The following is a 23,266-nucleotide window of genomic DNA, read 5'->3' as shown; positions in this document are numbered from 1 at the left end:
CTTACTTACCCTCGTTGTTCTTGGATTTTACTTAGCGATACTTTTAAAGCATCATAAAATTTGTCTCCACTCATATCTTCTAATGCCGCATCGACGCCACACCCGACTAATTCCGTTTTTTGTTTGAATCTGGAAAAGTTGGTCCAGCCATATAAATATTGGCAGTCTGTAATTCTCCCGTGACTATCTGCCACGACGATGATCATTACTTTTCTAAAAAAATTCACTTTACTCACGCCAGTTCCAAGATACCCTGTAACGTTTTGTTTTAGCTCACTCAATTTTCCATTGACTTTTTTCCAATGAAAATAAGAGGACACGGTTCCTAATAGCCAAACTAGAAGTATCACGAACAAAATTTTTATTTCCCCCATCGTTCTCGCTCCTATCTTTTACAGACCAAATGAAGCAAAATAAGCAATCACGATCGCTAATGGTCCGGTTAACAATTTTCCGATCAAAAATGCAGGCACACCGTTTTCTATCGTTTCCGGTTTGGCTTCCATCAATGTCAATCCAACCGGCGCAAAATCAGACCCAACCTGACAATTTACCGCATAAAGGGCGGGTAGAGCATAATGGGCAGGAATCGTTCCAGAAGCGATCTGATTTCCAATCAAAAGACTGATCACAGAAGCAATGATCGCTCCCGGACAAATCAATGGGGATAGAAAAGGAATGCTACAAAATAGACCGATCGCGATCAATCCCCAAATACTTCCAGCTAACGGCGACAACAAATTTGCGATTACATCCGCGAAGCCTGTGTAATTGATGATCCCAATTAACACGGATACAAACAGCATGAAAGGGATGATATTTCGAATGATGGTATCTACCGTATCCCTTGCCGCCTGGTAAATCACGTTAATTACATTCCCGACAGTCACTCCAACTTTATTGATAGCATCCATCATCCCGTTGCTTGTTGTTTTATTTGATTCATACTTTTCTCGTGCTTCCTTCGTGATACTTTTCTTAGGCGCATTCTTATCTGCTTGTGGACTCGTTTGAACAGTTGCTGTTTCTTCTCCTTCTGCGGCTAAAGCGATGCTTGCTGGCGTTACACCAGATACGAAAATATCCTCAGTGATATATTTTGCTAAAGGTCCTGAAGGAGAACCTAGTTTCACATTTACTGTGGGAATACCTAGCTTAGGATAGGTACCGCATCGTGCGATTCCAGCACAATCAATCACTGCACAAAACGCTTCTTTTGTGTCGATTGGATTCGTAAATTGATCAATGACTGTCGCACCAGATAATTCAGCAATTCGTTCAGCCACTGGGTTGACTCCACCTGTCGTAACACTGATCACATATTTCTTTTCCTCTGTCGGTGTCACGACTAAGGGACCACCCCAACCGCCATTGCCATGAGAAATTTTTATTGTGTTAAACATCATGATTCCTCCTTGATTTATGATAATTTCACTCGCGAAAATTCATTTATTGAGAAACTTCTACGTTTCTTCTAGCAGCAAACCGTTTGGCTAATTGTTCTGTCACGATCCCTCTGATCAAACAGATCACAAATCCTGTTAATAAAAAACGAATCGCTAGATCACTCTGATTCCCAACTGTAGCAAAGCCTCCAGAAACGCCTAACCAAACAAATAGCTCTGAAGAGTTCGCATGTGGGAACAACCCCGTAATCGGATGCAGCATCGAAACTGTCGAATCATAAAATCCTGCTTTGTATTCTTCCTCTAAAAAGGTTCCGAATGTGTAACACATTGGATTTGTTAAGAAGAAGCACGCTAAGAAAGGAATGACAGTGTATCTTAAAAGTGTGAAACGCGTCATTTTTTTCATAAAACCAAAGACTCGTTCTTCCCCGATAAATTGAATAAGAGCGTTAACAAAAAGAATCAAACAAGCGATCAGCGGGATCATTCCTCCGACAAATGAAGTGAACTGATCTGCACCCGCTTGGAACAAACCAGTAAAGTGTTCTGCGATAGTAATTAAAAAATCCATAGTAAAACTCCCTTTCTTTAATTAATTCCTTCAACCGTTACCCTAACCTTTCCTCCTTTACTTGACGATACTAAAAGCGATTTGTTACTATACATATATAAACGTCTATAATGGTATAGTAATAGGAACGCTTTCATTTGTCAACAGGATTTAAAAAAATACTAGGAGGAAGTAGAATGAATATTTTTGAAACAACGGTTATTGCGATTGGCGAAGACGCGGAGGATTTTAAACAGGAAAACATGCTGCTGCTCTTTGGTGAGGACGCACCGCCTGAATTAAGTGATTTTTGCTACAAGATCACTCTTGCACCTATCAAAGAAAAAATTGTTCCCGAAATGGCTTTATGTTTTAATGACACTATTTATCGAATCACTGCCGTGGGAGAAGTTGCGGAGGAAAACTTACGTCAGCTTGGTCATATTACGATAAATTTTGATGGCGCTACCACAAGTGAGATGCCTGGAACTATTTATGTCGAACAAAAAGAACTACCTGATTTAAAAATCGGTGACACCATTTCTATCTCTAAGTGAGTCTTCTTTTAGATTTTCTGTCACTATCACTAAACAACAAATGTCATTTAGTTCCGTTTCCAATAAATTATTCCTATATATCACAGGTAAAATTGGCTATAATGAAAGCAAGAACTTTTCGACTGGGAGTTAGGAGAATTTAACTTTATGGAAATCGATAAACATTCATTAGTACCCATTTACGAACAGGTAATGGATTATATTAAGAAGAAAATTGAAAAAGGCGAATGGAAAAAGGGAGATAAAATTTCTACAGAAAAAGACCTCATGGAACTTTTTGACGTGAGTCGAGGAACGATCAAAAAAGCCATTTCGTTGTTAGTAGAAGAAAAAGTATTGACGCAAAAGCAAGGAAAAGGAACCTTCGTCATTGATGAGAATATCAGCTTCCCCTTTGCAGAAGGACTGATCTCTTTCTCTGAATCCATGAAAAGCCAAGGAATTGATTTTGAAACTGAATTGATCAATCTGGAAAAGAAAAAAGCGGATGAAAAGATTGCTGAACTTTTAAAGATAAATATTGGTGACGACTATCTTTTTATTGAACGAACTCGAACTGTTCATGATGAAGTCGTTATGTTTATACAAAATAATATCAATATCCAGTTGGCGCCGAATATTGATAATGCGGATTATGCCCACGAGAGTTTATTCAATATTGTGGAAAAATACAGCAAACACAAAGTTGCGTACAGCGAGACTTCTTTTGCGGCTGTTCCTTCCACAAAAGTAATATCCGATCTTCTCCATATAGAGGAAAATTCTCCGCTGCTCTATCAGGAACAACTGGTCCATCTAGATGATGACTCAATCATCGAACTCGGCAGAGTATGGCTCAAATCAAATAAATTTTATGTAGGAAGTATTTTACAGCGTTCTTAGTAAAAAAGCACCTAAACCAGTCCGACTAACGGCGAACAGGTTTGGGTGCTTTCTTTTTGATCTGACTTCCTGCAAACAAAACGATCGGTAAATAATTAAAGACAAAACTTAGTCGTTGCCAAAAGCCTAATTGCTGGAAGACAACGAATTGATTGAGCTGCGGGATGCGTGCCAAGCCATAGATGGCGGCTACCAGCAGACTCAGCAGGAAAAGAAGTAAATAGCGCCGACTTGCGGAGCGATTCGCTTGCTTTCTATAGATCAGATATAAGACGAAGGGGAAAATCAAAAAGCCCGCGTATCCGATCCCTGATCCGATATTGTGGACCCACGTGGAGAGGTTCCAATGAGCGTCTGCTGAATCAACACTGAACAAGCCCGTAAAGATACAGTCCCCGATCCCGTAAGAACCAATCGCTGCGGCGGCAAGGAGTGCGAGGGTCTTGGACGTTTTTTTCAGCGTCGTGTAAATAGCTGGCAAGGACAAGGTGTACAAGCAGCCGGCCACGACGGACCAGATCAGAAAGGCTTCACGAACTGGACTATCTACATCTCCAAAAAGACTCATGACAGCCGTCATCTGATTCAGTGACGGATAAAAAAGACCGAGTACGTACGGTGTCAAAAAATCGGCGAGGACTCCCGCCAGTAAAAAATGAAACCCGTATTTTTTCAAAAAGTGTCCTTCTTTCTATCTCTTTGCTGCCTTTAGTGTAGCATTGAATGGCTTTTGGTGGAAAAGAAAGCCTCCTGACTGTTACTGATCCAGCAGGTAGTGGAGCATCCGTTTTGGGTCGTCGTAAAAGAGCTTGGTCTCGTTAAAGGCAATGGTTTTCTCTAAAGAAACTTCCTCCAAGCCAGCGTCTGAAAATTGATAGATCACTGCGTCAGGATAAGCCATCAAGATCGGCGAATGCGTCGCGATGATCAACTGACTGCCTCCTTGAACCAGACGATCGATCTCCTGCAGCAGCGTGAATTGGCGACTCGTGGCAAGACCTGCCTCAGGCTCGTCCAGCAAATAAAACCCTTCATTGCCAAAGCGATGTTGAATGATCGACAGGAGTCCTTCGCCGTGAGAGCGGGTATGAAGGGACTGTCCACCATAGGAGTTATAGCCTTCTCTGCCCAATGCCTCTATCTCTGAAGCTACATTGTAATAGGTCTCCGAACGCAAGAAATATTTTGTCTTTGGCACGTTTCCCTTTCTCACCAATCGAACATGTTCGCCTAGATCCGAATGGGTCGCCACGGTGCTGAAGTTGAAGTTTTCACTCCCGCCCTCTGGATTGATCCCGTACGCCACAGCGATCGCCTCTAAAAGAGTCGATTTTCCTGTTCCGTTGTCTCCTGATAAAAACGTGACCGGGCGCTGAAAGGACAATCCTCCCTCACGAGAAATCTTCTGGATCGCAAAAACATCGAAGGGGTAGCCTGTAGACGCCTCCCTTTCGGACAGTTTCAATTCATGTACAAACATTCGCTGCTCCTTTCTATCTGGCTAATCACTTGCTTTGCTATGAAACAGTGTATCATTAATTTAGCACAAAAAAACTGTGATCTTTCCCAATAGAAAAGATCACAGCTTTCTTCAATAGGCATACGTGCCAACTGCTTATCTGGTCAATACAGCCCCCAAAAGTACTAGAACAAGCAACAGACCGAACATCCCGCCTAAGCACGCACCTTGAAGGACCGCTAACCAGCCATACAGTCTATTCGCCTTGTTCTTCACTAGCCCATTCATCCAAAACGATAGGACCAAACCTGCGACAGATAGTACCAACAATACCATTAACATCTTACTCACCCTTTCTGGTTTTTGTTTCATATAAAAGTTACGCCAAAAAGGGTGAAACGTTTTTTATTGCAGCCGTAAATGCGCGATTATGTATCCTTGTTCTTTCGCAATCCGGTCCGAAGCGTTCCTTTTAGTTGTTGATACTTCAGGAATTGCCGCCGTTCCCGCTCGATCGCTTTATACCGCTTTGGTTGTTTTTTGTAAAACTGCTGATGGTAATTTTCTGCTGGCCAAAAGGTCGCCGCGTCTCGGATCTCGGTCACGATCGGTTTGCTGTATCGGTCAGAGTCTTTCACTGCCTGCTTTGTCTCTTCCGCAATTCGTCGTTGAGACGCATTCGTTACAAAAATGATCGGACGATATTGTGCACCTCTGTCTTGAAATTGTCCCCCATCATCTGTCGGGTCCGTGATCTGCCAATAAAGAGCAATCAGCTCCTGGTAACTGACGATCCGTGTGTCAAAAATGATCTCCACCGCTTCCACGTGTCCGGTCGCGCCGCTGCTCACTTGATCATAGCTCGGATGTTCCAGCATTCCGCCAGTATAACCAGATAAAACCGAAACGATCCCCGGGTGCGTCTCGAAGGGCTCGACCATGCACCAGAAGCAGCCGCCAGCAAAAATCGCCCGTTCCTGATTGGAGGGATCAGTCACCAGATGCGCGGCGTCCTCCGCTAGACCGCTGGCTCTTTCTTGACCCGTGATCTCTTGATAAAAGTCCGTCACATCCGGCGTCAAATTATTTCGCGTTGCCAATGGACGCAGTTCCGCTTCCAGTTTGGCTATTTGCTCTTTGAAATTCCCACGATTCTCCAACGCATCCTTTGCCTTCGTCAATAAATAGCGTTCCCATTCGCGGGTGTGGGGATTTAGAATCAAGTTATAGATTTTTCCCAATACTTCTTCCTGTGATGCCGCCATCCGCTTGTCCCCCTCGCTTATTCGTCTGCTAAAATCAACTGCAATTTACCACAATCGCGCCGAATAATCGAATCGTTTGATCGGTCTGACGTCTACAAGCTGTTTTCTTCTGGGGATGCTTCATTAGAACCCGCCTTTTTATGCTTTGATTATTTTTTTCTTGATTCCTTCAAGGTCGTGCGTTGCCACTTCATTTCCCGTGATCCATACTACGTTGGCGTTTTTTGCCCGTTCCGTATAGAAGCCCTTGCTAGTTCGAGGAATCACGACCACCTCGGCTTTGGGCAGCGGCTCCGAAAAATCATCACTGATAAATTCGATCGTCCATTCAGGAGCTAGCAGGTCCCTCATCTCTTTTTGAAATTTGTTCGGCCACAGCAAGGCGCTCATCCCATTGGGTAAACTCACTGTTTGCTGATGATTGTTGAATGACCATACCCATACCACACGTTTACTCATAGTCTTCAGTCCTTTTTCTATGATTATCCTCGGAAACGTTGGAAGACTCAAGGAGAAAACCTGCGATTTGTATTTCCTTTCTACCTTTCGCAATCGAAAAAAGACGACCACATCTGCGTGATCGTCTTTCCACTTTTAAAGCAATTCAAAGGCGGCTTGCACTGTGTCGGCAGAATTTCTACCAACGAATACGAGAAACTCTCCAGCCTCGGTGCCAAACTGCATGTCCTTCATATAGTAGTAAAGGTCGCTGCGTTGAAGTGTAAACGTGACGACTTTTTCTTCTTTTGGACGCAACGCTACTTTTTGATAATCCTTTAATTCTTTGACTGGTCGAACGACAGAGCCTGTAACGTCTTGAACATAGAGCTGCACTGTTTCCAACTGCTCATACTCGGAAGTGTTCTTCAGCTTGATAGAAACGCTCAGCTTTTCTGTCATTTGAGTGGTGCTTAAGGTTAATTCCTCATAGCTCACCGTTCCATAGCTCAATCCAAAACCAAACGGGAACAGCGGTGAATTGGGGCTGTCTAAATATTTCGTAACGAACCGCCCGCGATGGGTGCTGCTGTTTAAAGGGCGGCCTGTTTTGAATTCATTGTAATACATTGGCAATTGACCGACGTTTTCTGGAAAGCCCATGCTTAATCTGCCGGAGGGATTGGCCTTTCCGAAGAGAATGTCCACTAATGCATTCCCGCCTTCTGTTCCTGGGAACCAAGCCTGAATGATCGCATCCATTTGTTCAACTTCCTTCGTGAGGGTCAATGGCCGTCCGCTGATCGCAACCAAAATATTCTTTTTGCCCAACGCTGTCATTTTTTCGATAAATTCTTTTTGGATTGCTGGTAGAGAAATGTCCGTGCGGCTCCCAGCCTCTCCGCTTTGCATCGTGTGCTCGCCCATCGCATAAATAATGATATCTGCTTGTCTGCCCGCTTCGAGTGCTTTGTTCAAAGCAGCTTCCTTCTCGCTTTCGTTCATGCCTAATGAGTGGATCTGCTCTTTCGTTGCTCCAAACTCACCTAAAAATTGGTAATCTGCTAAAAGGTCACAGCCTTTCTCGAAGGCGAATGTCTCCTGTGTAAGTTCCTTTTCCAGCGCTGCCTTGATCGACACCACGTCTGTACTTTTCCCGTGGACTGCCCACAAACCGATCAGGTCCTGCTCATCACCATAAGGACCCACTAATAAAATGGTTTCTTTATTCGGTGTCAACGGAAGCAGCTCTTCTTTGTTTTGCAATAAAACGATGGCTTCCTGCGCAACTTTCCGCGCTAATGCCCTATTTTCTTCAGTCAATAACATGTCTTGTTCTTTCTGGACCGTACTGCCGCGGTAAGGATCTTCAAACAAGCCTAAATCATTTTTCAATTTTAGAACGCGCCACACTGCATCATTTACCAATCCAGGATCAAGAGCACCCTCTTTGACGAGAGGCGCTAACTCATTGGCGTAACAGCCCGTCTTCATGTCAATATCATTTGTAGCCTGCATCGCTAGCAAGGTCGCTTCTCGTTCGTCTCTTGCTACACCGTGGGCGATCAATTCTTGAACTGCCGCGTAATCAGAGATGATCACACCGTCAAAGCCCCATTCTTCCCGCAAGAGTTCCTTCAATAAAAATTCATTTCCTGTTACAGGCACGCCATCATAGGTATTGAAAGAGGTCATGACCATTTTTGCGCCAGCATCGACGGCTGATTTGTACCCGCTCAGATACTCCTGCCGCAACCGGCGCTCACTCATATCGACCGTATTGTATTCACGCCCCGCTTCAGCTGCGCCATAAGCAGCAAAATGCTTCACACATGAGGCGATCCCTTCGAAGTCTCCACCGTATTCCTGCTGCAAGCCCCGCACCATCGCTGCTGAGAAATCAGCGTTCAACTGCGGATCTTCTCCCGTAGACTCTAGGCAGCGCCCCCAACGAGCGTCTCGAACTAAATCAACCATTGGCGCATAGGTTACGTGGGCACCTGCCGAACGGGATTCCCGTGCGATGACCCCGTACGCCTCTTCGATGAGGGCCGGATTCCACGTCGCGCCTAGCCCCAATGGAATTGGAAAAATCGTTCGATACCCGTAGATGATGTCTGCCATGAAGAGCAACGGAATCTGATGGCGGCTATTTTTTAAATACTTTTCTTGAATGTCTCGTGTTGTTTCCGCGCCTGTCACGTTCAAGACAGAACCGACAACGTCAATCGTTTCTTGCGTGATCCCCAGCTTCTTCTTCGGTCCCACAGCCAATTCCTCACTATCGAAAAAGTCCCCGGATAGCTGAACCAATTGACCAACTTTTTCAGTCCATGTCAATGAATCAAGCAATGTTCTCAATTTTGCTTCTTGCATTACTCCTTCACTCCTTCAGCCGCTTGCTCTTCTCTGTAGGTCCGCAGATCCAATCGTTTGAACCACGGATACCATAATACTGGTGACAGCACTAATTGAATAAACAGTTGCAATAAGATGATGGAGATACTTCCCTCCACCGCCGCATGGAATCCGAGCGGCAGTCCAAAGATTGCTTGGACCCCTATGAATTTCGCCACGATCCCTAATTTGGTCAATACATAGGCGAGGATCAAGGCAATCGTATTGTTTGTTATGAAGGGAAAGGCCAGGTCAAAGTTCAAGACTAACGGTGTCCCGAAAATCACAGGCTCCGTGATTCCAAACAAGGCCGGAACGACAGAGATTTTCCCGACTTGCCGGTATTGCTTACTTTTAGCCCGCAGCATCAGCAAGACCAACCCTAATCCTAGTCCGCTCCACGTAATGATATTGAAAAACGCAAGACCAACAATATTCGGCGGGGTCAAACCTGCCTGAACAGCGTTGAGGTTTTCCACGTCCATCGCCAGCCACAAAGGCGTCACTAGCGGCATAATGACATTGGTTCCGTGGATACCGAAAAACCACAAGACTTGTTGCAAGAGACTCAATAAAATCATCGCCGCGATAGAGCCGCCAACACCCTTCAAGGGTTCTTGGATGATGCTGTAAACAAATTGATGCATACTGCCAAACGAAGTCAAACTAAAGGATAAATCAACAAGTGCAAATAATAGGCCAATCAAAATCGTCGGGATCAATGCTTCAAATGTCTTAGTCACCATTGGCGGCACCCCTGCGGGCATTTTGATCGTCCAGCCGCGATGCTTGATCGCTAAGTACAGACGGGCACTGACCAGTCCGACGATCAACGCTGAGAACACGCCCTGCGCTCCTAGCCAGTTTGTTGGAATCCCCATTGAGTCATCCGCCATTTTTCCTAAAGGAGTAATGATCAAAAAGCTCAGCAATGAGATCACAGAGGCCGAGATCGGGTCTTCGTCCTCATCCAATTTCTTCACCAAATGATAGGCGATCAGCACCGCGATATACACCGCTAATGCCCCAAGGGTCATCGTGTTTACTTTGGTAAGCAGCTCAGTCAGCTTATTCAGCTTGGCTAATGCAGGAACCATCCCCATCAAGACGACGATCAAGACCGACATCGAACCGATAAAGAGCGGACCCAAGGTGGCCATCATGGCACCCGATACAGCTTGCAGATAGGGATTCGCTCCCAACTTATCAAACCATGGATTCATTTTATTAAATAGATTGGTTATTTTTTCTTTCATAGTTGTTCCTCCTCATCAAACGTTTGTTATAACGCTTTCATTATAGAATCCTTCCGTCCGTTCAGTCGTTCCGCATTTTTACGACAAAGTGGAAATTTAATTACTTTTTTTAAGAAATTGTTTGCGAAACTTTTGCGGCGACAGCCCAAACTTATTGCGGAAAACATTGTAAAAGGTTTTGTTGGTAGCGAAGCCATTGTTCAACCCGATTTCCAAAATCGTTTTATCTGTATCACGCATTTCTTTGTATGCCGCATCTAACCGGACAGAGTTGAGGTATTCGGTAAATGTGATCCCCATGAATTTTTTGTAGAAGCGCGAAAAATAGGAGGGATTGTAGTTAAAAATCGCCGCCACCTCCTCGATCATCAGATTCTGGGTATAGTGCTCTTGGATATACTGATTCACCATTTTCATTTTTTCCAAATACTTAAAGGACTTGATCTCATAAATGCCCGTACTGGAAAATGTATTACTTTCGCAAAGAATTGCGAAGAGCTCGTACACCTTGGCCTTAACAGAGAGATGGGCCACCAACTCTTCAGAAGAAAAATGCTGATAGATGAACAACAGGCACGCCAATGCCTCTGAATAATGCTGATCTGGAATAGCTTTAAATAGAAACTTCTTCCAATACTGCTCCTCTGTCACTTGCTGTACGTAATCCAGTGGCAGCTGAATCACCAGACACTCGCCCAAAACAGGGCTTCTCGTCGAATGGACGTGATTGGAATTAATAATGATAAATTCCTGCGCCTTCAAGTGATAGGTCTCGCCAGCAAAAATGACCTCTAATTCACCAGAAAAACAAAAAAGCAGCTCTAAGCTATCGTGCCAATGCGGCGGGATCAGGCGATCTGATGATTTTGAATGGAAGGAAAAAATTTTATAGGAATAATTATCTGTAGGAGAGATTTTTTCATACTTCATAGAGGAACCCTCGCTTTCTGTATTTTCTTACTTGTAACGTACCCAATCCGCTAAAATGATGCAAAAGAAAAACTCAAGGAAGAACCGCTTGGCTTTTCCTTGAGTCTCTTATTTTAATTGACTGCGTAAAGATTTCAACACCCTACAGCAATTCTTTTCGCAGTGTCGCATCCTCCACAGAAGAAAGATACTTCGGCGGGATATCAAAGACCGTGAACGCGCCGAATTGCTCTTCCTTCGCGAATCGGGCGCACGCTCTGGCGTAGGCAACGAGGACGCTGGCGGTAAATTCAGGGTTGCTTTCTAATTGCAGATTGTATTCGATCACCTGTTTGGTCTGCTCATGAGTGATGCCTGTCCGCAGCACCGTTCCGCCATGAGGCATCGCGTGATGGTCGCGGGCCAAGTCTTCTGCTGAAATAAAATGAACGATCGTGTCGTATTCATCGAAGTAATTCGGCATCGTCACGATCTCTTCTTTGATTGCCGCTTCCTCCGCACCGTCTGCTAAAACGACGAAGCACTCCCGTAAATGCTTGTCTCTTGTCGTCAGCTCCAGCGTTTCCCCCGCCTTCAAGCGTTCGATCACTTCATTTTTCGGAATGGTGTATTGGATCGCATCGGCGACACCGTTGATTCTTCTCAATGCATCCGAGTGGCCTTGGCTGACGCCCTTGCCCCAAAACGTATATGTCTCGCCTTTTGGTAAAATACTTTCAGCGTATAGTCGGTTCAAGCTGAATAAGCCGGGGTCCCAGCCGGTAGAAATGATCGAAACCGTTTGATTCTCCTTTGCCGCCTGATCGACGTTGGCAAAATGCTCTGGGATCTTAGCATGGGTATCAAAGCTGTCGATCGTATTGAAGTCTTTCGTCAACGACGGTGTTTGCACTGGCAGATCTGTCGCTGATCCTCCGCACAAGATACAGACATCGATCTTTCCCTTTTGCTGCTCCAGCTCCGCTAAGGCATAGGCAGGTGCGCCCTCTGTGTGTACGGTACTGGGGTCTCTTCTCGAATAGATCCCCACTAACTCCATGTCCGCGTTCTGCTGCAATGCCCGTTCCACACCACGGCCTAAATTTCCATATCCGACAATCGCCACTTTGATCATTTAGATTCCTCCTATTTTCCTTTGTATGAGAATTATACTATAAAAATCGTACTTAAAATGAGATTTTTTTCATCAAAAAAACGCGCTCAGCAAGTTCGCTGAACGCGTTGTTCCTTTTACAATAAATGATTGTCATTCAACACATCTCCGATATACGTGTTTTCGATCTTCTTGACGAAATGCCCCAATACTTTTTTCTCTACATATGGCAGGTCCATCTCAGAGAGCTTCTTGCGGTCGCTTAGGTAATAGACGGAGTTCGCCAGCGTCCGAATGTCGTAAGCAGAGGCGAAGACTTCAGGCACTCCCCGTTCAATATCTAAGAAGCTGTAGACGGCTTCCATCGCTGTCCGCACAGAATATTCCGTAGTAAAGACCGTGTCCCGTTCCGTTTCGGCAAAGTTCCCGATGAAGGCCAGATTTTCTGAACCGTTCGGAATGACCAACGGACGATCCCCCGGTTCACGCAGCATGAAGTACGAGGTGATGAACGGCATATAGACAGGAACCACCACACAGGATTTTTCAGAGAAGGCTTGGATATCGTCTTCTGGAACGCCTAAGTGGTACATCAATTCCTGCACGATCTCTTGACCCGTACATTGTTCGATCGGCTTCTTGATGTAGTTCCCCGGTGTGTTGGACAGGAGACCGTATACCCAAGTAACTGTCTGCTGATCCGTTTGTTCTTTAAAGTGCGGTTGACGATGGGTCGCGAAGCTCATCAGCCAGTTGGAGTCCTTGATGGTGATGATCCCGCCGGTCACGATGCTTCCCGTCCGTAGTTTCCGTTTCGTCAAACGAGAGATATAAGGTTCGATGTCAAAGTTTTCCCATGTCACAGTCGCAGAGACAAACCAGCTCTCATCCGGCAAGTTCTCGCAAAAGACCTCGGGGTGCCCGAATTCATCTGATTGCTTCGCTAAGTTCTTCCACAGGTTCCAACTGCCTCCCAGCTCATGGGTGATAGGTGCCGGAGTATGGTGGTCGCCTTCTGTGGAGCTTTCTGTGATGGACCCGTTCGTCACAAAGACGAGGTCATTTCCTGTTAATGTGATCTCTTCTGCTTTTCCTCCCCGTGTCAGCTGGATCTTCTTCGCCACTTTTTTATCCGGCGCAGCATCGACTTGGATGTTGGTGATCTTCGTTTCATATTGGAAGTCCACGCCATGCTCCTTCAAGAAAGACAACAACGGTTTTACTAACGATTCGTATTGGTTGTAGCGGGTAAATTTCAACGCCGTGAAATCTGGCAAGCCTTTGATATGGTGGATGAAGCGCATCACGTAGCGGCGCATCTCGATCGCAGAATGCCATTTCTCAAAGGCAAACATCGAACACCAATACAGCCAAAAGTTCGATTCAAAGAATTCCTCGCCAAAGACGTCTTCGATCTTTTTGCCGACCAATTGATCCTCAGAAGTCATAAACAAATCGACCAATTCCTTTTGCGCCTTTTTCGACAAGGTGAAGTCGCCATCATCCGCCGCACGTTCGCCGCGGTTATGGATGATCCGACAATTGGATGAATTTGGATCATCATGGTCCAACCAATAAAATTCATCTAAGACCGACGCATCTTCCACTTCCAACGATGGCACGGAACGGAACAAGTCCCATAGACATTCAAAATGATTTTCCATCTCGCGGCCGCCTCGCGTCACAAAGCCGTCGTGGGGAATGAAGGTGCCATCTAACGAGCCGCCAGATAAGGACAGTTCCTCAAAAATGTGGATACGTTCGCCCTTCATTTGACCATCTCTGATCAGAAAAACAGCCGCCGCTAGCCCAGCTAATCCTGCTCCGACGATATAGGCGCTCTTTTCGTCTACGCCAGCCGGTTTTCTAGGTCTTGCAAATGCTTCATAATTTCCATTCGTATATCTCATGATGATTCCTCCTTCTTATATTCTAAATTCAGAATACCAGTCGGAAAATTTTATTGAAAACAAGACGCCTTCTCGTCTTGGAAAAGTTTGACTAATCGATGAATCTGTCAAAAAACAGCTTGTTTATCACAGCTCTGCGGCCATGCTTCGGACTCTTCACGTGGTTATTTTCGTTTCCTATTTCGCTTGGTTCGGCTGTCCTTTTTCTTCCCTTGTTGCTTATCCAGTCTTCGTTTGAGGTTTTTCTTCCGCTGCTCTTCCTCTACTTGCTCAGGGGTCTTATCGAAACGCACGTGAGATGACTTCGGTTTTGGCGGGAGTTCGACGGTGTTATGGGACGGACTTTCTGTGCTCGAAGCTTCTTCCCCCGGCAGCGGATACTCCGCCTCGACGATCGCCGCGGCTTCTTCGTAAGACAGCTTGTTGGATTTTTTCGGCGATGGAGCTGTGGCGGCAGCGACGACTGGCTGTTTTTCAGTTTTCGTGTTTGTAGGCGCTTCTTCAACAACTGTGTCTTCTTCTGCTTGTTTGGCTTTGCCAACCTTGTAGGAAGTCGTCTCCACATGACCGCCGCCTTTGTAATCAATTAATGCCACGAATTTTCGGACGCCGTCTACCTCAAAGATACTCAACAGCGTCAACACTTCCAGAATTTCCGCCACCAATGTCTCCTCTTTGTTAGGATCGACATCGCGAATCGTCAGCAGATGGCGCTTGCCCGCCGCATCCTCAAAACGGGAACGAATGTCATACACAAGCCCCTCTCTGTAAAGGTCCAAACCGCCCTGTCTCTCAAAGGCATTCTTGAAGGAGCGGATCATTTCTGTCTGGGAAAAATATTCGGAAGGGCTTCCAAAATACTGCTTGATCAAGCCATCCCATTCTTTGGATTCAAAGTATTCCTTGAAAAAGGGCAGAAAGAGACGCAGGGTGTCTGTCGGCTCGACTGTTAAAAAGAGGTCTCGAAGCAGGTCTTTGCAGAGAAAAGAAAAAGCTCCCGTCAAATTTAGCGCATTCCGCACCATGACCGCGACCAAATACTCGATCACAGAATCCCCATTCCCGGATTGTTCGTAGTAAGTCACGATCTTCTTCTCCAACGATTCCCGTTTCATCAAGAATAACTGCCGCGTACCTAATTTTTTAACATCCATGTTCCCATCCTCCATCTCTTACGTGTTCATTTAACTAATTATAGGATAAGCTTAAGATAACACGTTTGTAAACGTTTTTTTAAATACTTTTATTTTTTAAAAAAGTGAAAAGCTTTGGGTAATTTGTTTGTAAGAAAAAAGGAGCAAAAAATAGAAAAAAGAGGCGTTTTAAAATAACAAAAAAAGAGGAATCGGACATGCTCCGAATCCTCCTTTTATTCGTTATGCGTCTTGTTCTGTCATGATCACTGGACCATCCTTTGTGATCGCGATGGAATGCTCGTATTGGGCACAAAAACTGCCGTCCAGCGTGCGGGCTGTCCAGCCATTTCCATCAATGCCAGCCTCCCATGTTCCAGTCGTGATCATTGGTTCGATCGTGATCGTCATGCCTTCTTTTAGGCGCGGGCCTTTACCGGCTGTTCCGAAATGCGGGAAGAAGGGCTCTTCGTGGATCGTTGGGCCAATGCCGTGGGCAAGAAAATCTTGCACGACGCCGTAGCCTTTTCCTTCTGCATACGTTTGGATCGCATGACCGATATCGCCTACACGATTGCCGACCTGTGCTTGCGCGATACCGAGCATCAAGGCTTCTTTCGTTGCATCCATCAAGGCCTGATGTTCGGGCGTGATCTCGCCGACTGCATAGGTCCAGCAGCTATCAGAGATCGCACCATGGTAGTCGACACAGAAATCGACCTTCAGCACATCGCCTGCTTTCAAACGATAATTTGACGGAAACCCGTGACAGATCTCGTCATTCACACTTGTACACGTCGCGAATTCATAGCCTTCAAAGCCGATTTGAGCGGCCACTGCGCCTGCTTCTTCGACTTTTTCTTGGACAAATTGATCGATCTCTTTGGTTGTAATCCCTGGAACGATCATGTCCCGCAGTTGTTTATGTATACCGGCTAAAATAGCCCCTGATTCTTTCATTTGCTCGATTTCTCGTGCGGATTTTAATGTCACCATCTGTTTGCCTCTTATTCTGATTTATTTCATTGCCTTGCGCTTTCTATCATAACACTTGAAAAGTTATACCACGAATTGTTTTTGAAGAAAAGGATCGACGCTTTTTTACTTCGGATCGGCGGTTTCGCTTAACGTTAGCTTAAACTCTTTTAAAGGTCCTGCCTGCCAGCGTTCGTCAGTTTTCAAATAGGCCTGTCCATACTCGATGATCCAGCCATGGAGATTCTGTGCTTTGAGCGTGTCCATCGTGGACGGCCACAGGACCGCCCGTTTTAATTGCTTATAGCCGGAAAAAGCAACGCCGAACTTCTCAAACAATCGCTGCGCGTACTTGTCCGCGATGAACGTCGAATGATCGAAGACGTACACCAACAGGGCATCTGCCGTCTCTTCCCCGATCCCCTTGATCGCCAACAGCTCTTTGCGCAGCTCCGAAAACGACTTCCCAGCTACCGCCTCCAAATCAAAGTGATTCTCCTTCAACCAAGTCAGTACGCCCATGATCGTCGCCGACTTGCCCTTGTAGAAGCCGCTTGGCCGGATCAGATCCTGCAGCTCATCCAGCTCCAACGCTAAAATTTTCTCTGGTAAAAATTGTGTCGCTTCCTCTAGATTGACCAAGGCGTAATCCACATTCCGCCAATTCGTGTTCTGGACCAAGATCGCGCCTAGCAGGATCTCCCACTTGTTGTCCGTGTCCCACCAGCGCTTATTTTCCATGACTTGGCGAAAGGCCGCGTACAATTCCTCGATATTGGTGATCATTTTTTCCCCTCGCATTCTCTCCAGATGGTGCTTCTTTCTTTATTCTTTCTATATTATAGTAACAATTTATGACGGAAAGTAGAACTATCGCAAATGACGGGGGCTATTTGCGGCGAAAGAATAACAAAAAGCGCTTGTTTGAATGACAAAAAGACCCGCAGATTTCTCCTTGAAAAAATAAAAAAAAAGAGGACAGCTTTTTTACTGTCCCGCAGAATTCTTAAGAAATTCTCTCTAGCAAGCAAAAAAACTCCGACTGTCCTCTCCAACAGTCGGAGTTACATCGCTTATAAACGGTTGAATATTCGTAAGGCCTTGGCTACATTTTCTTTGATCGCGGCAGTGGCAGCCAAAGAAAATTCATCAAAAAAGAGTTCTTCTTTCGGCTGCTCCTCGATCGCCCGTTCCAGCGCTTGACCAGCAGCAAGATTCATATAGGTATAATAATTGATCTTGCGAATGCCGGCAGCGATCGCCTGTTTGTAATCTTCCTCAGACACACCTGAACCGCCATGCATGACCAGAGGGCGATTCCCAGTTGTTGCACGGATCGCCGCGATGCGGTCAAAATCTAGATTCGGCTCTGCGAAGTATTTTCCGTGGACGGTGCCGAAGGAGATCGCCAAGCTATCCACGCCTGTCGCTTCAACAAAGTCTTGGGCCTGCTGCGGGTTGGTGAACAGGTCTTGGTTGCCGATCGCGCCTTCTTCTGACGCGCGCCCTTCTCCGCTGCCCACGGTCGAATTCGTCATCTCCCCCAGCTCCGCTTCGACAGACACATTGACGCTGTGGGCGATGCGGACGAGCTCAGACGATTCCTTTACATTTGTCTCGTAATTCTTCAACGAGGCATCGTACATGATCGAGGTGAAGCCCAAACGAATCGCCTTGATGCATTCGGCAAGACTCGATCCGTGATCCAGATGTACAGCCACGGGAACTGACGCTTCTTTTGCGAAATGGACCATCACCGGGCCGATCTCTTCGATCGAAATGAGGGATTCATGCACTTCTGCATGCTGAAGGATCACCGGGACCTTCAGCATCTCCGCGGCTTGGATCACGCCCCGCACCGCTTCCAGATTGGGAACGTTGAAAGCACCGACTGCTCGCTGCTGCTCCTCTGCTTCTGCCAACAATTCTTTGACTGTCACTAACATCCTTTGCCCTCTCTTTCTTCTTCAAAGTCGATCACGATCCGAAATGCTTCCGTATTTACTGCTTCCTCAAAAGCCGCTTCGATCTCACTCAGCGGATAGATTTTCGTAATAAACGGCTTCACATCCACAACGCCGTGACTGATCATACGAGCGGCACGAATAAAGTCCCGCTTGTTGGAATTCGCTGTTCCTTTGATCTGCTGACCGGTTTTATGGATATGGTCGAAGGTGATCCCCACAGGCTCATCTGGATAATAGGAAGAATAGAGCATCATCGTTCCCGTGTTCGACAGACTCTCCAGCAACCCGGGGATCAAGCCTGAGATCGGCGTGGTGTTAAAAATGATCTGCGCCCCCAGATTCTCTGTATAAGCCAAGACTTTCTCCGTCAAGTTTTCTTTGATGGGATTGACCACGTGAGCAGCGCCCAAGGTTTTCGCTAATTCCAGCCGCGCCTCATTTGGATCAGATACGATCACGATCGCCCCTCTTTTTTGTGCCAATTGCAGATGGAGCATCCCCATGATCCCGGCACCCACGACGAGTACGTAGTCCCCGAAATCAACCTCTGCCGTCTCGACACTGTGGAGCACACAGGACAGGGGCTCTGTTAATGACGCCTCTTCTGCCGGGACGTGCTGGTAACTGAAAATATTCGCCGGATCAACGACTAAATATTCAGACAAGCCGCCCATTCCTTTGTGAGGCAAGCCCGGCTGTTGTTTGCTGTGGTCGAAATTCAGGCAATTTTGCTCTTCTCCGACACGGCAATAGTAGCAATGACCGCACGCCAGATTTGTGCCAAAGACTACTTTGTCGCCAGCCTTCCAATCCCCCTCGACAGCTTCTCCTACTTGAAAGATCTCGCCTGCGATTTCGTGGCCGCCGATAAAAGGATAGTCCACTTTTTTGACACCCGTATAGACCCGCTGCTCCCAAGTACAGATAGCACAGGTATCGATCTTCATTAATAGTTTATCCTTTGGAAGCTCCGGTAGTGGTGTGTCCTCCACCACCAATTTCTTCACATCATAAAACACTGCTGTTTTCAAAATTATTCGCCCTTTCCTTCTTCCGCCATCAGAAAAAACGACGTCAGATACCTGTGTATCATGTTCCTAACGTCGTTTCCAGCTTATATTGAGTTTACGATCAAGCCGATCGCGGCTAAGATCGCGCCGCCAACGATTTGGATGACTAATACTTTGGTTGGTGTGTATTTTTTATGCTTCAATAAATAGTAGGTCAATAAGGTCACGCCCAGCGGCAAGATTCCCTTGACCAGCGCATCCAGTACATCCGTTTGGATCGAAAGGTTTTCCTTCCCACTCAAATGAATACTCAGTGGCGTCGCGATTTTTACGAAGTTCGCTGCTAATGAGCCGATCACGATCGCCCCTAAGGTTTGCGAGAAGGTCATGATGTAGGACAAGCGGCCGCCTGCCATCATCTTTTGAATCCCTTCCTTCCCTTGCTCATACCCTTGAATCCATAGGAAGTAGGCGATGACCGTCATAATGATCCAGTGAAGCGCGAAGAACATCACGGGTCCCATAAAAATGTTCCCGTCCGCCCCGAATGGCAACGTGAAGGACAGCAGGATCGGGATCAAGGTTCCTTGCCATAACGTATCACCGATCCCTGCTAACGGTCCCATCAGCCCCGTTTTCAAGCCGTTGATGGTTTGGTCATTGATGTCCGCACCAAGCGCCCGTTCTTCTTCCATCGCGATCGTCATTGCTAAGATCGGACCGCCAAAGGAAGGCTCTGTGTTGAAGAACTGCATGTGGCGTTCCAATGCAGATTTCATCTCATCTTCGTCTTTGCCGTACAATTTTTTTAAGATCGGACTGAAGGCATGGACGACACCTGTCGCTTGCAGACGTTCATAGTTATAATTGGCGTGAGAAAAGAAGGTCCAACGCCAGAAGGCTTTCACAACGTCTTTTTTCGTTAATAGCTTTTCTTTTTTTACTTCTGCAGTCTGATCCATTACACCAGCCCTCCATTTTTATCTTTCAAATACAATTCCGTGAAGACATACCCGATGATCCCTGCGAATACAGCGATCGGCACAGATGGCAAGCCAGAGTAGATGGCCAGCATAAAGCCAAAGGTAAAGAACAACAGCGTTCCCTTGCCATTCATGGCACGTAAGTTCATCGCGATCCCTAACGCTGGCAGAATCCCGCCGATCGCTGAAAGAACATCCAACGGACGACCGCTCAACGCGTCTACGATTCCTTCTACTGCATCCGCGCCTAGATAAGCCGCCAGTGCAACCGGTACAACAGTGATCAATAGTAAAAATAATTGCGGTGGAACGATGTGAAGCCAGTTGATCCGATCGATTTTTCCTTCTTCAGCTGCTTTATCCGCCATATGGACGAACGTAATATCTACCGTCATATGTGCTACCCAGATCAGTGTCCCTAATAATCCGATCGGTACAGCCAATGTCACAGCAACAGCCGGTTCAACTTTTGCCGCCATTGCCAACGCCGTGCCCAATGTCCCTGCAAGTGCCGGGTCCATCGCTACAGTCCCGCCGGCTGAGATAAAGGCTAGATACGGCAAGTTGATCGCTGCCCCGATGATACATCCTTGAACGGGGTCACCCAAGATCAACCCTACCACCGTCCCATTGACTAATGGACGCATCCATCCATGGGTCCCCACCAATGACAGCCAGGGGGTCCCATTGATTCCAAGATAATAAACGACACCGATTAAAATTGCTTGGATAAGACTAATTTTCATTTCTCCACTTCCTTTATGAAATTATTTTATAGCAATCCTTCAATTGCTTGTGACCCTTGGTCAGGAATAACATGGATCTTCATTTTTACGCCGTGCGAGATGATTCCTCGGAAGGTTTCCTTTTCTTCTTCAGAAGCCGAGATATTTTTGTGGAACGTCTTGCGGTCTTTCCGTGCGCCCATGCCGCCAATGATGATCTCATCGAAGGTCACGCCATTTTCGATCAGCTGCAAGTACGTTTGCGGCTCTTTCGCCAAAACAATGATGCGGTGGCCGTCTGGAATCGCGGCTAATAATTCCGCGCCGTCTGCTACACCTAAAATCGACAACTTGATGCCGTTTGGTACGGCCATTGACATGATCGACTTCGTGAACTCATCCCCTGCTGTTGCGTCATCCACGATAACGATGTGGTTTCCTCCTGTAAATTGCAGCCAGGCTGTCATTACCTGCCCATGAATCAAACGATCATCGATTCTTGCTAATACGATTTCTCCCATTTCTACACATCCATTCTTCTTTTTATAGGGTCTATTTTTTATAGATTCGCTTTATTCTCCAGCTTCGCCATTTCCTCTAAAAATTCTTTGATCCCATCCTTGCCTGCGGTCATCGCTGCTTGATACATCGTGTCCAGATCCGCACCGATCATCCGCTGATTGAAGGATTCGATGATCATTGGCAGATTCACGCCAGAGATCAAACGATAGCGGTGGTCCTTCAACTTATTGAAGCAAAGGGCCGCTTGGTTATAAGGACTTGCTGAAAACAAATCGACCAGCACCAATACCCCGTCTCCTTTATCCAGCCCACAGATCCCTGCTTGGATCTTTTCACTGAATTCTACAATGTCATCGCCGTGCTTCAGACCCAATGTCTGGTATTGCTCCTGTTCGCCCATGATCAGGCTCAAGCTATCCATGATCCCTGTCGCCATCTCGCCATGAGTAACGATCAATATTCCTTTCATCTACGACACCTCCCTTTTCTCGTCTCTGTTACCAATTAAAGTGCATCACTGTTTTGTTCCAGCCTGGGTTCTCAACAAACTTCGCCATCATTTTTCTAAAGTCTTCGCCTGCCGAGATCTCAACGATCTGCTCAGGCAAGATTTTACTCAACGCTGCTCGGTACTCAGGTTTTTTCATGCCTTCAACGACTGCTTCAAAATCACGCGTTGAGGACCGGCTGCTTCCGTGAGCCGTGATGCCCTTTTCCAAAATATCCCGTGTGTCGATCGGAACTAATTCTTCTGTAACACCCATGAAAATGATGTCTGCTAACGAATCCGCGATCTCGATCGCCTGGTTCAATGCACTTTCGCTGAATTTCCCGCCAGTACATTCGATCAAAACATCAAATTTCTCTGTTGAATGTTCAAAATCGTAAGTCAAAACATTTTCTGTTCGCGCGAAATCAAAATTGGCAAGCTTATCATCTGCGGCACCAAAGACAACAAAGCGCTCCGCGTCTACTCCATATAAGTATTTCAACATCACTGCCGTAAAGTAGCCGACAGGGCCATCTCCAAAAAGTGCCACTCGTGTATCGGCTTTTTTCAATTTGTCTTCAACATGACTGATCGCATGATGAGAAACAGACGAAAGTTCCGCTAACACGGCGATCTCATTAGGAATCTCCTCTGGAATCCGGACCAGACATTCTTCTGGGTGGACCAGACGACTTTGCGCCATACCATCGTAACCGCTTCCTAAAAAGGCGTTCCCTTTTGAATAATTCACTGGCACATCCGGCTTCTGATCGATCTCTGGATGCAGGATCTGACCAGGGATATTCGGTACAACAACGACCCGATCCCCCACGGAGAATTTTTCCGATTGGCTGTCTGTCACGACGCCGATTCCTTCGTGCAGCAGCGCCATCGGTAATTTCTTCGCTAAAGCCTCTGGACGACGCAGCCCTGCGAAATATCTTAGATCTGCATGGCAGATACTTGCATATGTTGGTTCTACCGCTACCCAACCCTCTGGAAGGGCTCGCGTTTTAGTTACTTCTTTAATTACTCCTGGCTCAACCAGACTAAAAACTGTTGATTCAACCGACTGTCCCATTCATCTTCCTCCTCGTTTTCGAGCGCTCATTAAAACTCTTTATTGCTCGTAAACGAGTATATCATCGAATACATCATTTTGTAAACGCTTTATTTTTAAAATATCATGGTGAAAGCCTTCGATTATTTGACTCGTCAATCTTTTTCTTGATATAAAAAAACACGCTTCTGGTTGATTGGACTACATTAACGCTTTTAGTCTCTCGCTCGTCTCCTTACATGATTGTCAGAATAG

General features: G+C 46.1%; 25 protein-coding genes. 2 read left to right on the top strand and 23 right to left on the bottom strand.

Annotated elements, in window-relative coordinates:
• Positions 1-5: 5 nt before the first annotated feature.
• From IGI66_RS02620 to srlA, 3 genes are read right to left on the bottom strand one after another with little or no spacing between them, the layout of a single operon-like run.
• Complete coding sequence (locus IGI66_RS02620) at positions 6-374, bottom strand: transcriptional regulator GutM (RefSeq protein ID WP_438847415.1); 369 nt, start codon at positions 372-374, stop codon at positions 6-8.
• Positions 375-392: 18 nt separating this feature from the next.
• The gene (gene srlE, locus IGI66_RS02615; protein WP_114523894.1) at positions 393-1,403 is read right to left on the bottom strand and encodes a PTS glucitol/sorbitol transporter subunit IIB; all 1,011 of its coding nucleotides are present in this window, start codon (positions 1,401-1,403) and stop codon (positions 393-395) included.
• Positions 1,404-1,449: 46 nt separating this feature from the next.
• Positions 1,450-1,980 (bottom strand): PTS glucitol/sorbitol transporter subunit IIC, encoded by a 531-nt coding sequence (srlA, locus tag IGI66_RS02610; RefSeq protein WP_114523893.1) that lies wholly within the window; start codon positions 1,978-1,980, stop codon positions 1,450-1,452.
• Between the two features lie 176 nt (positions 1,981-2,156).
• Between srlA and IGI66_RS02605 the strand changes: the two genes are divergently transcribed.
• Together IGI66_RS02605 and IGI66_RS02600 are read left to right on the top strand one after the other, a co-directional pair.
• Complete coding sequence (locus IGI66_RS02605; protein ID WP_010781835.1) at positions 2,157-2,516, top strand: PTS glucitol/sorbitol transporter subunit IIA; 360 nt, start codon at positions 2,157-2,159, stop codon at positions 2,514-2,516.
• Between the two features lie 147 nt (positions 2,517-2,663).
• Positions 2,664-3,398, top strand: a complete 735-nt coding sequence (locus IGI66_RS02600; protein ID WP_301516276.1) for a GntR family transcriptional regulator — start codon at positions 2,664-2,666, stop codon at positions 3,396-3,398.
• 25 nt (positions 3,399-3,423) lie between these two features.
• On the opposite strand, the gene IGI66_RS02595 is transcribed toward IGI66_RS02600, so the two are convergent.
• The 20 genes from IGI66_RS02595 to IGI66_RS02500 all read right to left on the bottom strand — a co-directional run bounded on the left by IGI66_RS02595 (position 3,424) and on the right by IGI66_RS02500 (position 23,032).
• Entirely contained in the window at positions 3,424-4,074 is a 651-nt protein-coding gene (locus tag IGI66_RS02595; RefSeq protein WP_438847413.1) for a DUF998 domain-containing protein, read from the bottom strand.
• Positions 4,075-4,155: 81 nt separating this feature from the next.
• Positions 4,156-4,878, bottom strand: a complete 723-nt coding sequence (locus tag IGI66_RS02590; RefSeq protein WP_438847412.1) for an AAA family ATPase — start codon at positions 4,876-4,878, stop codon at positions 4,156-4,158.
• A 135-nt stretch (positions 4,879-5,013) separates the two neighbouring features.
• Entirely contained in the window at positions 5,014-5,199 is a 186-nt protein-coding gene (locus IGI66_RS02585; RefSeq protein ID WP_438847410.1) for a hypothetical protein, read from the bottom strand.
• Positions 5,200-5,285: 86 nt separating this feature from the next.
• Positions 5,286-6,122: a peptide-methionine (S)-S-oxide reductase MsrA gene (gene msrA / locus IGI66_RS02580; protein ID WP_438847408.1), complete on the bottom strand. Its 837-nt coding sequence runs from the start codon at positions 6,120-6,122 to the stop codon at positions 5,286-5,288.
• A gap of 138 nt (positions 6,123-6,260) precedes the next feature.
• Positions 6,261-6,581, bottom strand: a complete 321-nt coding sequence (locus IGI66_RS02575) for a hypothetical protein (RefSeq protein ID WP_438847406.1) — start codon at positions 6,579-6,581, stop codon at positions 6,261-6,263.
• 135 nt (positions 6,582-6,716) lie between these two features.
• Positions 6,717-8,936, bottom strand: coding sequence for a beta-glucosidase BglX (gene bglX / locus IGI66_RS02570; RefSeq protein ID WP_438847404.1), 2,220 nt, complete (start codon positions 8,934-8,936; stop codon positions 6,717-6,719).
• On the bottom strand, positions 8,936-10,213 hold the full coding sequence (locus IGI66_RS02565; RefSeq protein ID WP_010781843.1) for a PTS sugar transporter subunit IIC: 1,278 nt from the start codon (positions 10,211-10,213) through the stop codon (positions 8,936-8,938). Before IGI66_RS02565 ends, bglX begins: the two co-directional genes overlap by 1 nt.
• A 96-nt stretch (positions 10,214-10,309) precedes the next feature.
• Positions 10,310-11,143, bottom strand: coding sequence for an AraC family transcriptional regulator (locus IGI66_RS02560; RefSeq protein WP_010781844.1), 834 nt, complete (start codon positions 11,141-11,143; stop codon positions 10,310-10,312).
• Between the two features lie 142 nt (positions 11,144-11,285).
• Complete coding sequence (locus IGI66_RS02555) at positions 11,286-12,257, bottom strand: diaminopimelate dehydrogenase (protein WP_086306143.1); 972 nt, start codon at positions 12,255-12,257, stop codon at positions 11,286-11,288.
• A 116-nt stretch (positions 12,258-12,373) separates the two neighbouring features.
• Positions 12,374-14,146 carry an oleate hydratase gene (locus IGI66_RS02550; protein WP_438847401.1) on the bottom strand — a complete coding sequence of 591 codons (1,773 nt, stop codon included), beginning with the start codon at positions 14,144-14,146 and terminating at the stop codon, positions 12,374-12,376.
• 164 nt (positions 14,147-14,310) lie between these two features.
• Positions 14,311-15,300 carry a hypothetical protein gene (locus IGI66_RS02545; RefSeq protein ID WP_438847399.1) on the bottom strand — a complete coding sequence of 330 codons (990 nt, stop codon included), beginning with the start codon at positions 15,298-15,300 and terminating at the stop codon, positions 14,311-14,313.
• 222 nt (positions 15,301-15,522) lie between these two features.
• Complete coding sequence (gene map / locus IGI66_RS02540; RefSeq protein WP_114523882.1) at positions 15,523-16,275, bottom strand: type I methionyl aminopeptidase; 753 nt, start codon at positions 16,273-16,275, stop codon at positions 15,523-15,525.
• Between the two features lie 105 nt (positions 16,276-16,380).
• Positions 16,381-17,040 (bottom strand): endonuclease III domain-containing protein, encoded by a 660-nt coding sequence (locus tag IGI66_RS02535; RefSeq protein ID WP_114525325.1) that lies wholly within the window; start codon positions 17,038-17,040, stop codon positions 16,381-16,383.
• Positions 17,041-17,327: 287 nt separating this feature from the next.
• On the bottom strand, positions 17,328-18,200 hold the full coding sequence (locus IGI66_RS02530; RefSeq protein WP_438847397.1) for a class II fructose-bisphosphate aldolase: 873 nt from the start codon (positions 18,198-18,200) through the stop codon (positions 17,328-17,330).
• A complete protein-coding gene (locus tag IGI66_RS02525; RefSeq protein WP_301516895.1) occupies positions 18,194-19,252 on the bottom strand; it encodes a zinc-dependent alcohol dehydrogenase in 1,059 nt (352 codons plus the stop codon). The genes IGI66_RS02530 and IGI66_RS02525 overlap by 7 nt, the downstream gene beginning before the upstream one ends.
• Before the next feature lie 83 nt (positions 19,253-19,335).
• Entirely contained in the window at positions 19,336-20,193 is an 858-nt protein-coding gene (locus tag IGI66_RS02520) for a PTS system mannose/fructose/sorbose family transporter subunit IID (RefSeq protein ID WP_010781859.1), read from the bottom strand.
• Complete coding sequence (locus IGI66_RS02515; RefSeq protein ID WP_010781860.1) at positions 20,193-20,960, bottom strand: PTS mannose/fructose/sorbose/N-acetylgalactosamine transporter subunit IIC; 768 nt, start codon at positions 20,958-20,960, stop codon at positions 20,193-20,195. Before IGI66_RS02515 ends, IGI66_RS02520 begins: the two co-directional genes overlap by 1 nt.
• A gap of 26 nt (positions 20,961-20,986) precedes the next feature.
• Positions 20,987-21,460: a PTS sugar transporter subunit IIB gene (locus IGI66_RS02510; RefSeq protein WP_438847394.1), complete on the bottom strand. Its 474-nt coding sequence runs from the start codon at positions 21,458-21,460 to the stop codon at positions 20,987-20,989.
• A 38-nt stretch (positions 21,461-21,498) separates the two neighbouring features.
• A complete protein-coding gene (locus IGI66_RS02505) occupies positions 21,499-21,930 on the bottom strand; it encodes a PTS sugar transporter subunit IIA (RefSeq protein ID WP_438847393.1) in 432 nt (143 codons plus the stop codon).
• Positions 21,931-21,958: 28 nt separating this feature from the next.
• On the bottom strand, positions 21,959-23,032 hold the full coding sequence (locus IGI66_RS02500) for an alcohol dehydrogenase catalytic domain-containing protein (RefSeq protein ID WP_086306136.1): 1,074 nt from the start codon (positions 23,030-23,032) through the stop codon (positions 21,959-21,961).
• Between the last annotated feature and the right edge of the window lie 234 nt (positions 23,033-23,266).

The organism is Enterococcus sp. AZ048, assembly GCF_051715125.1.
GTDB lineage: Bacteria > Bacillota > Bacilli > Lactobacillales > Enterococcaceae > Enterococcus_A > Enterococcus_A gilvus.
The sequence above is the reverse complement of the archived record's forward strand: the minus strand, read 5'-3'. Positions and strand labels throughout refer to the sequence as shown.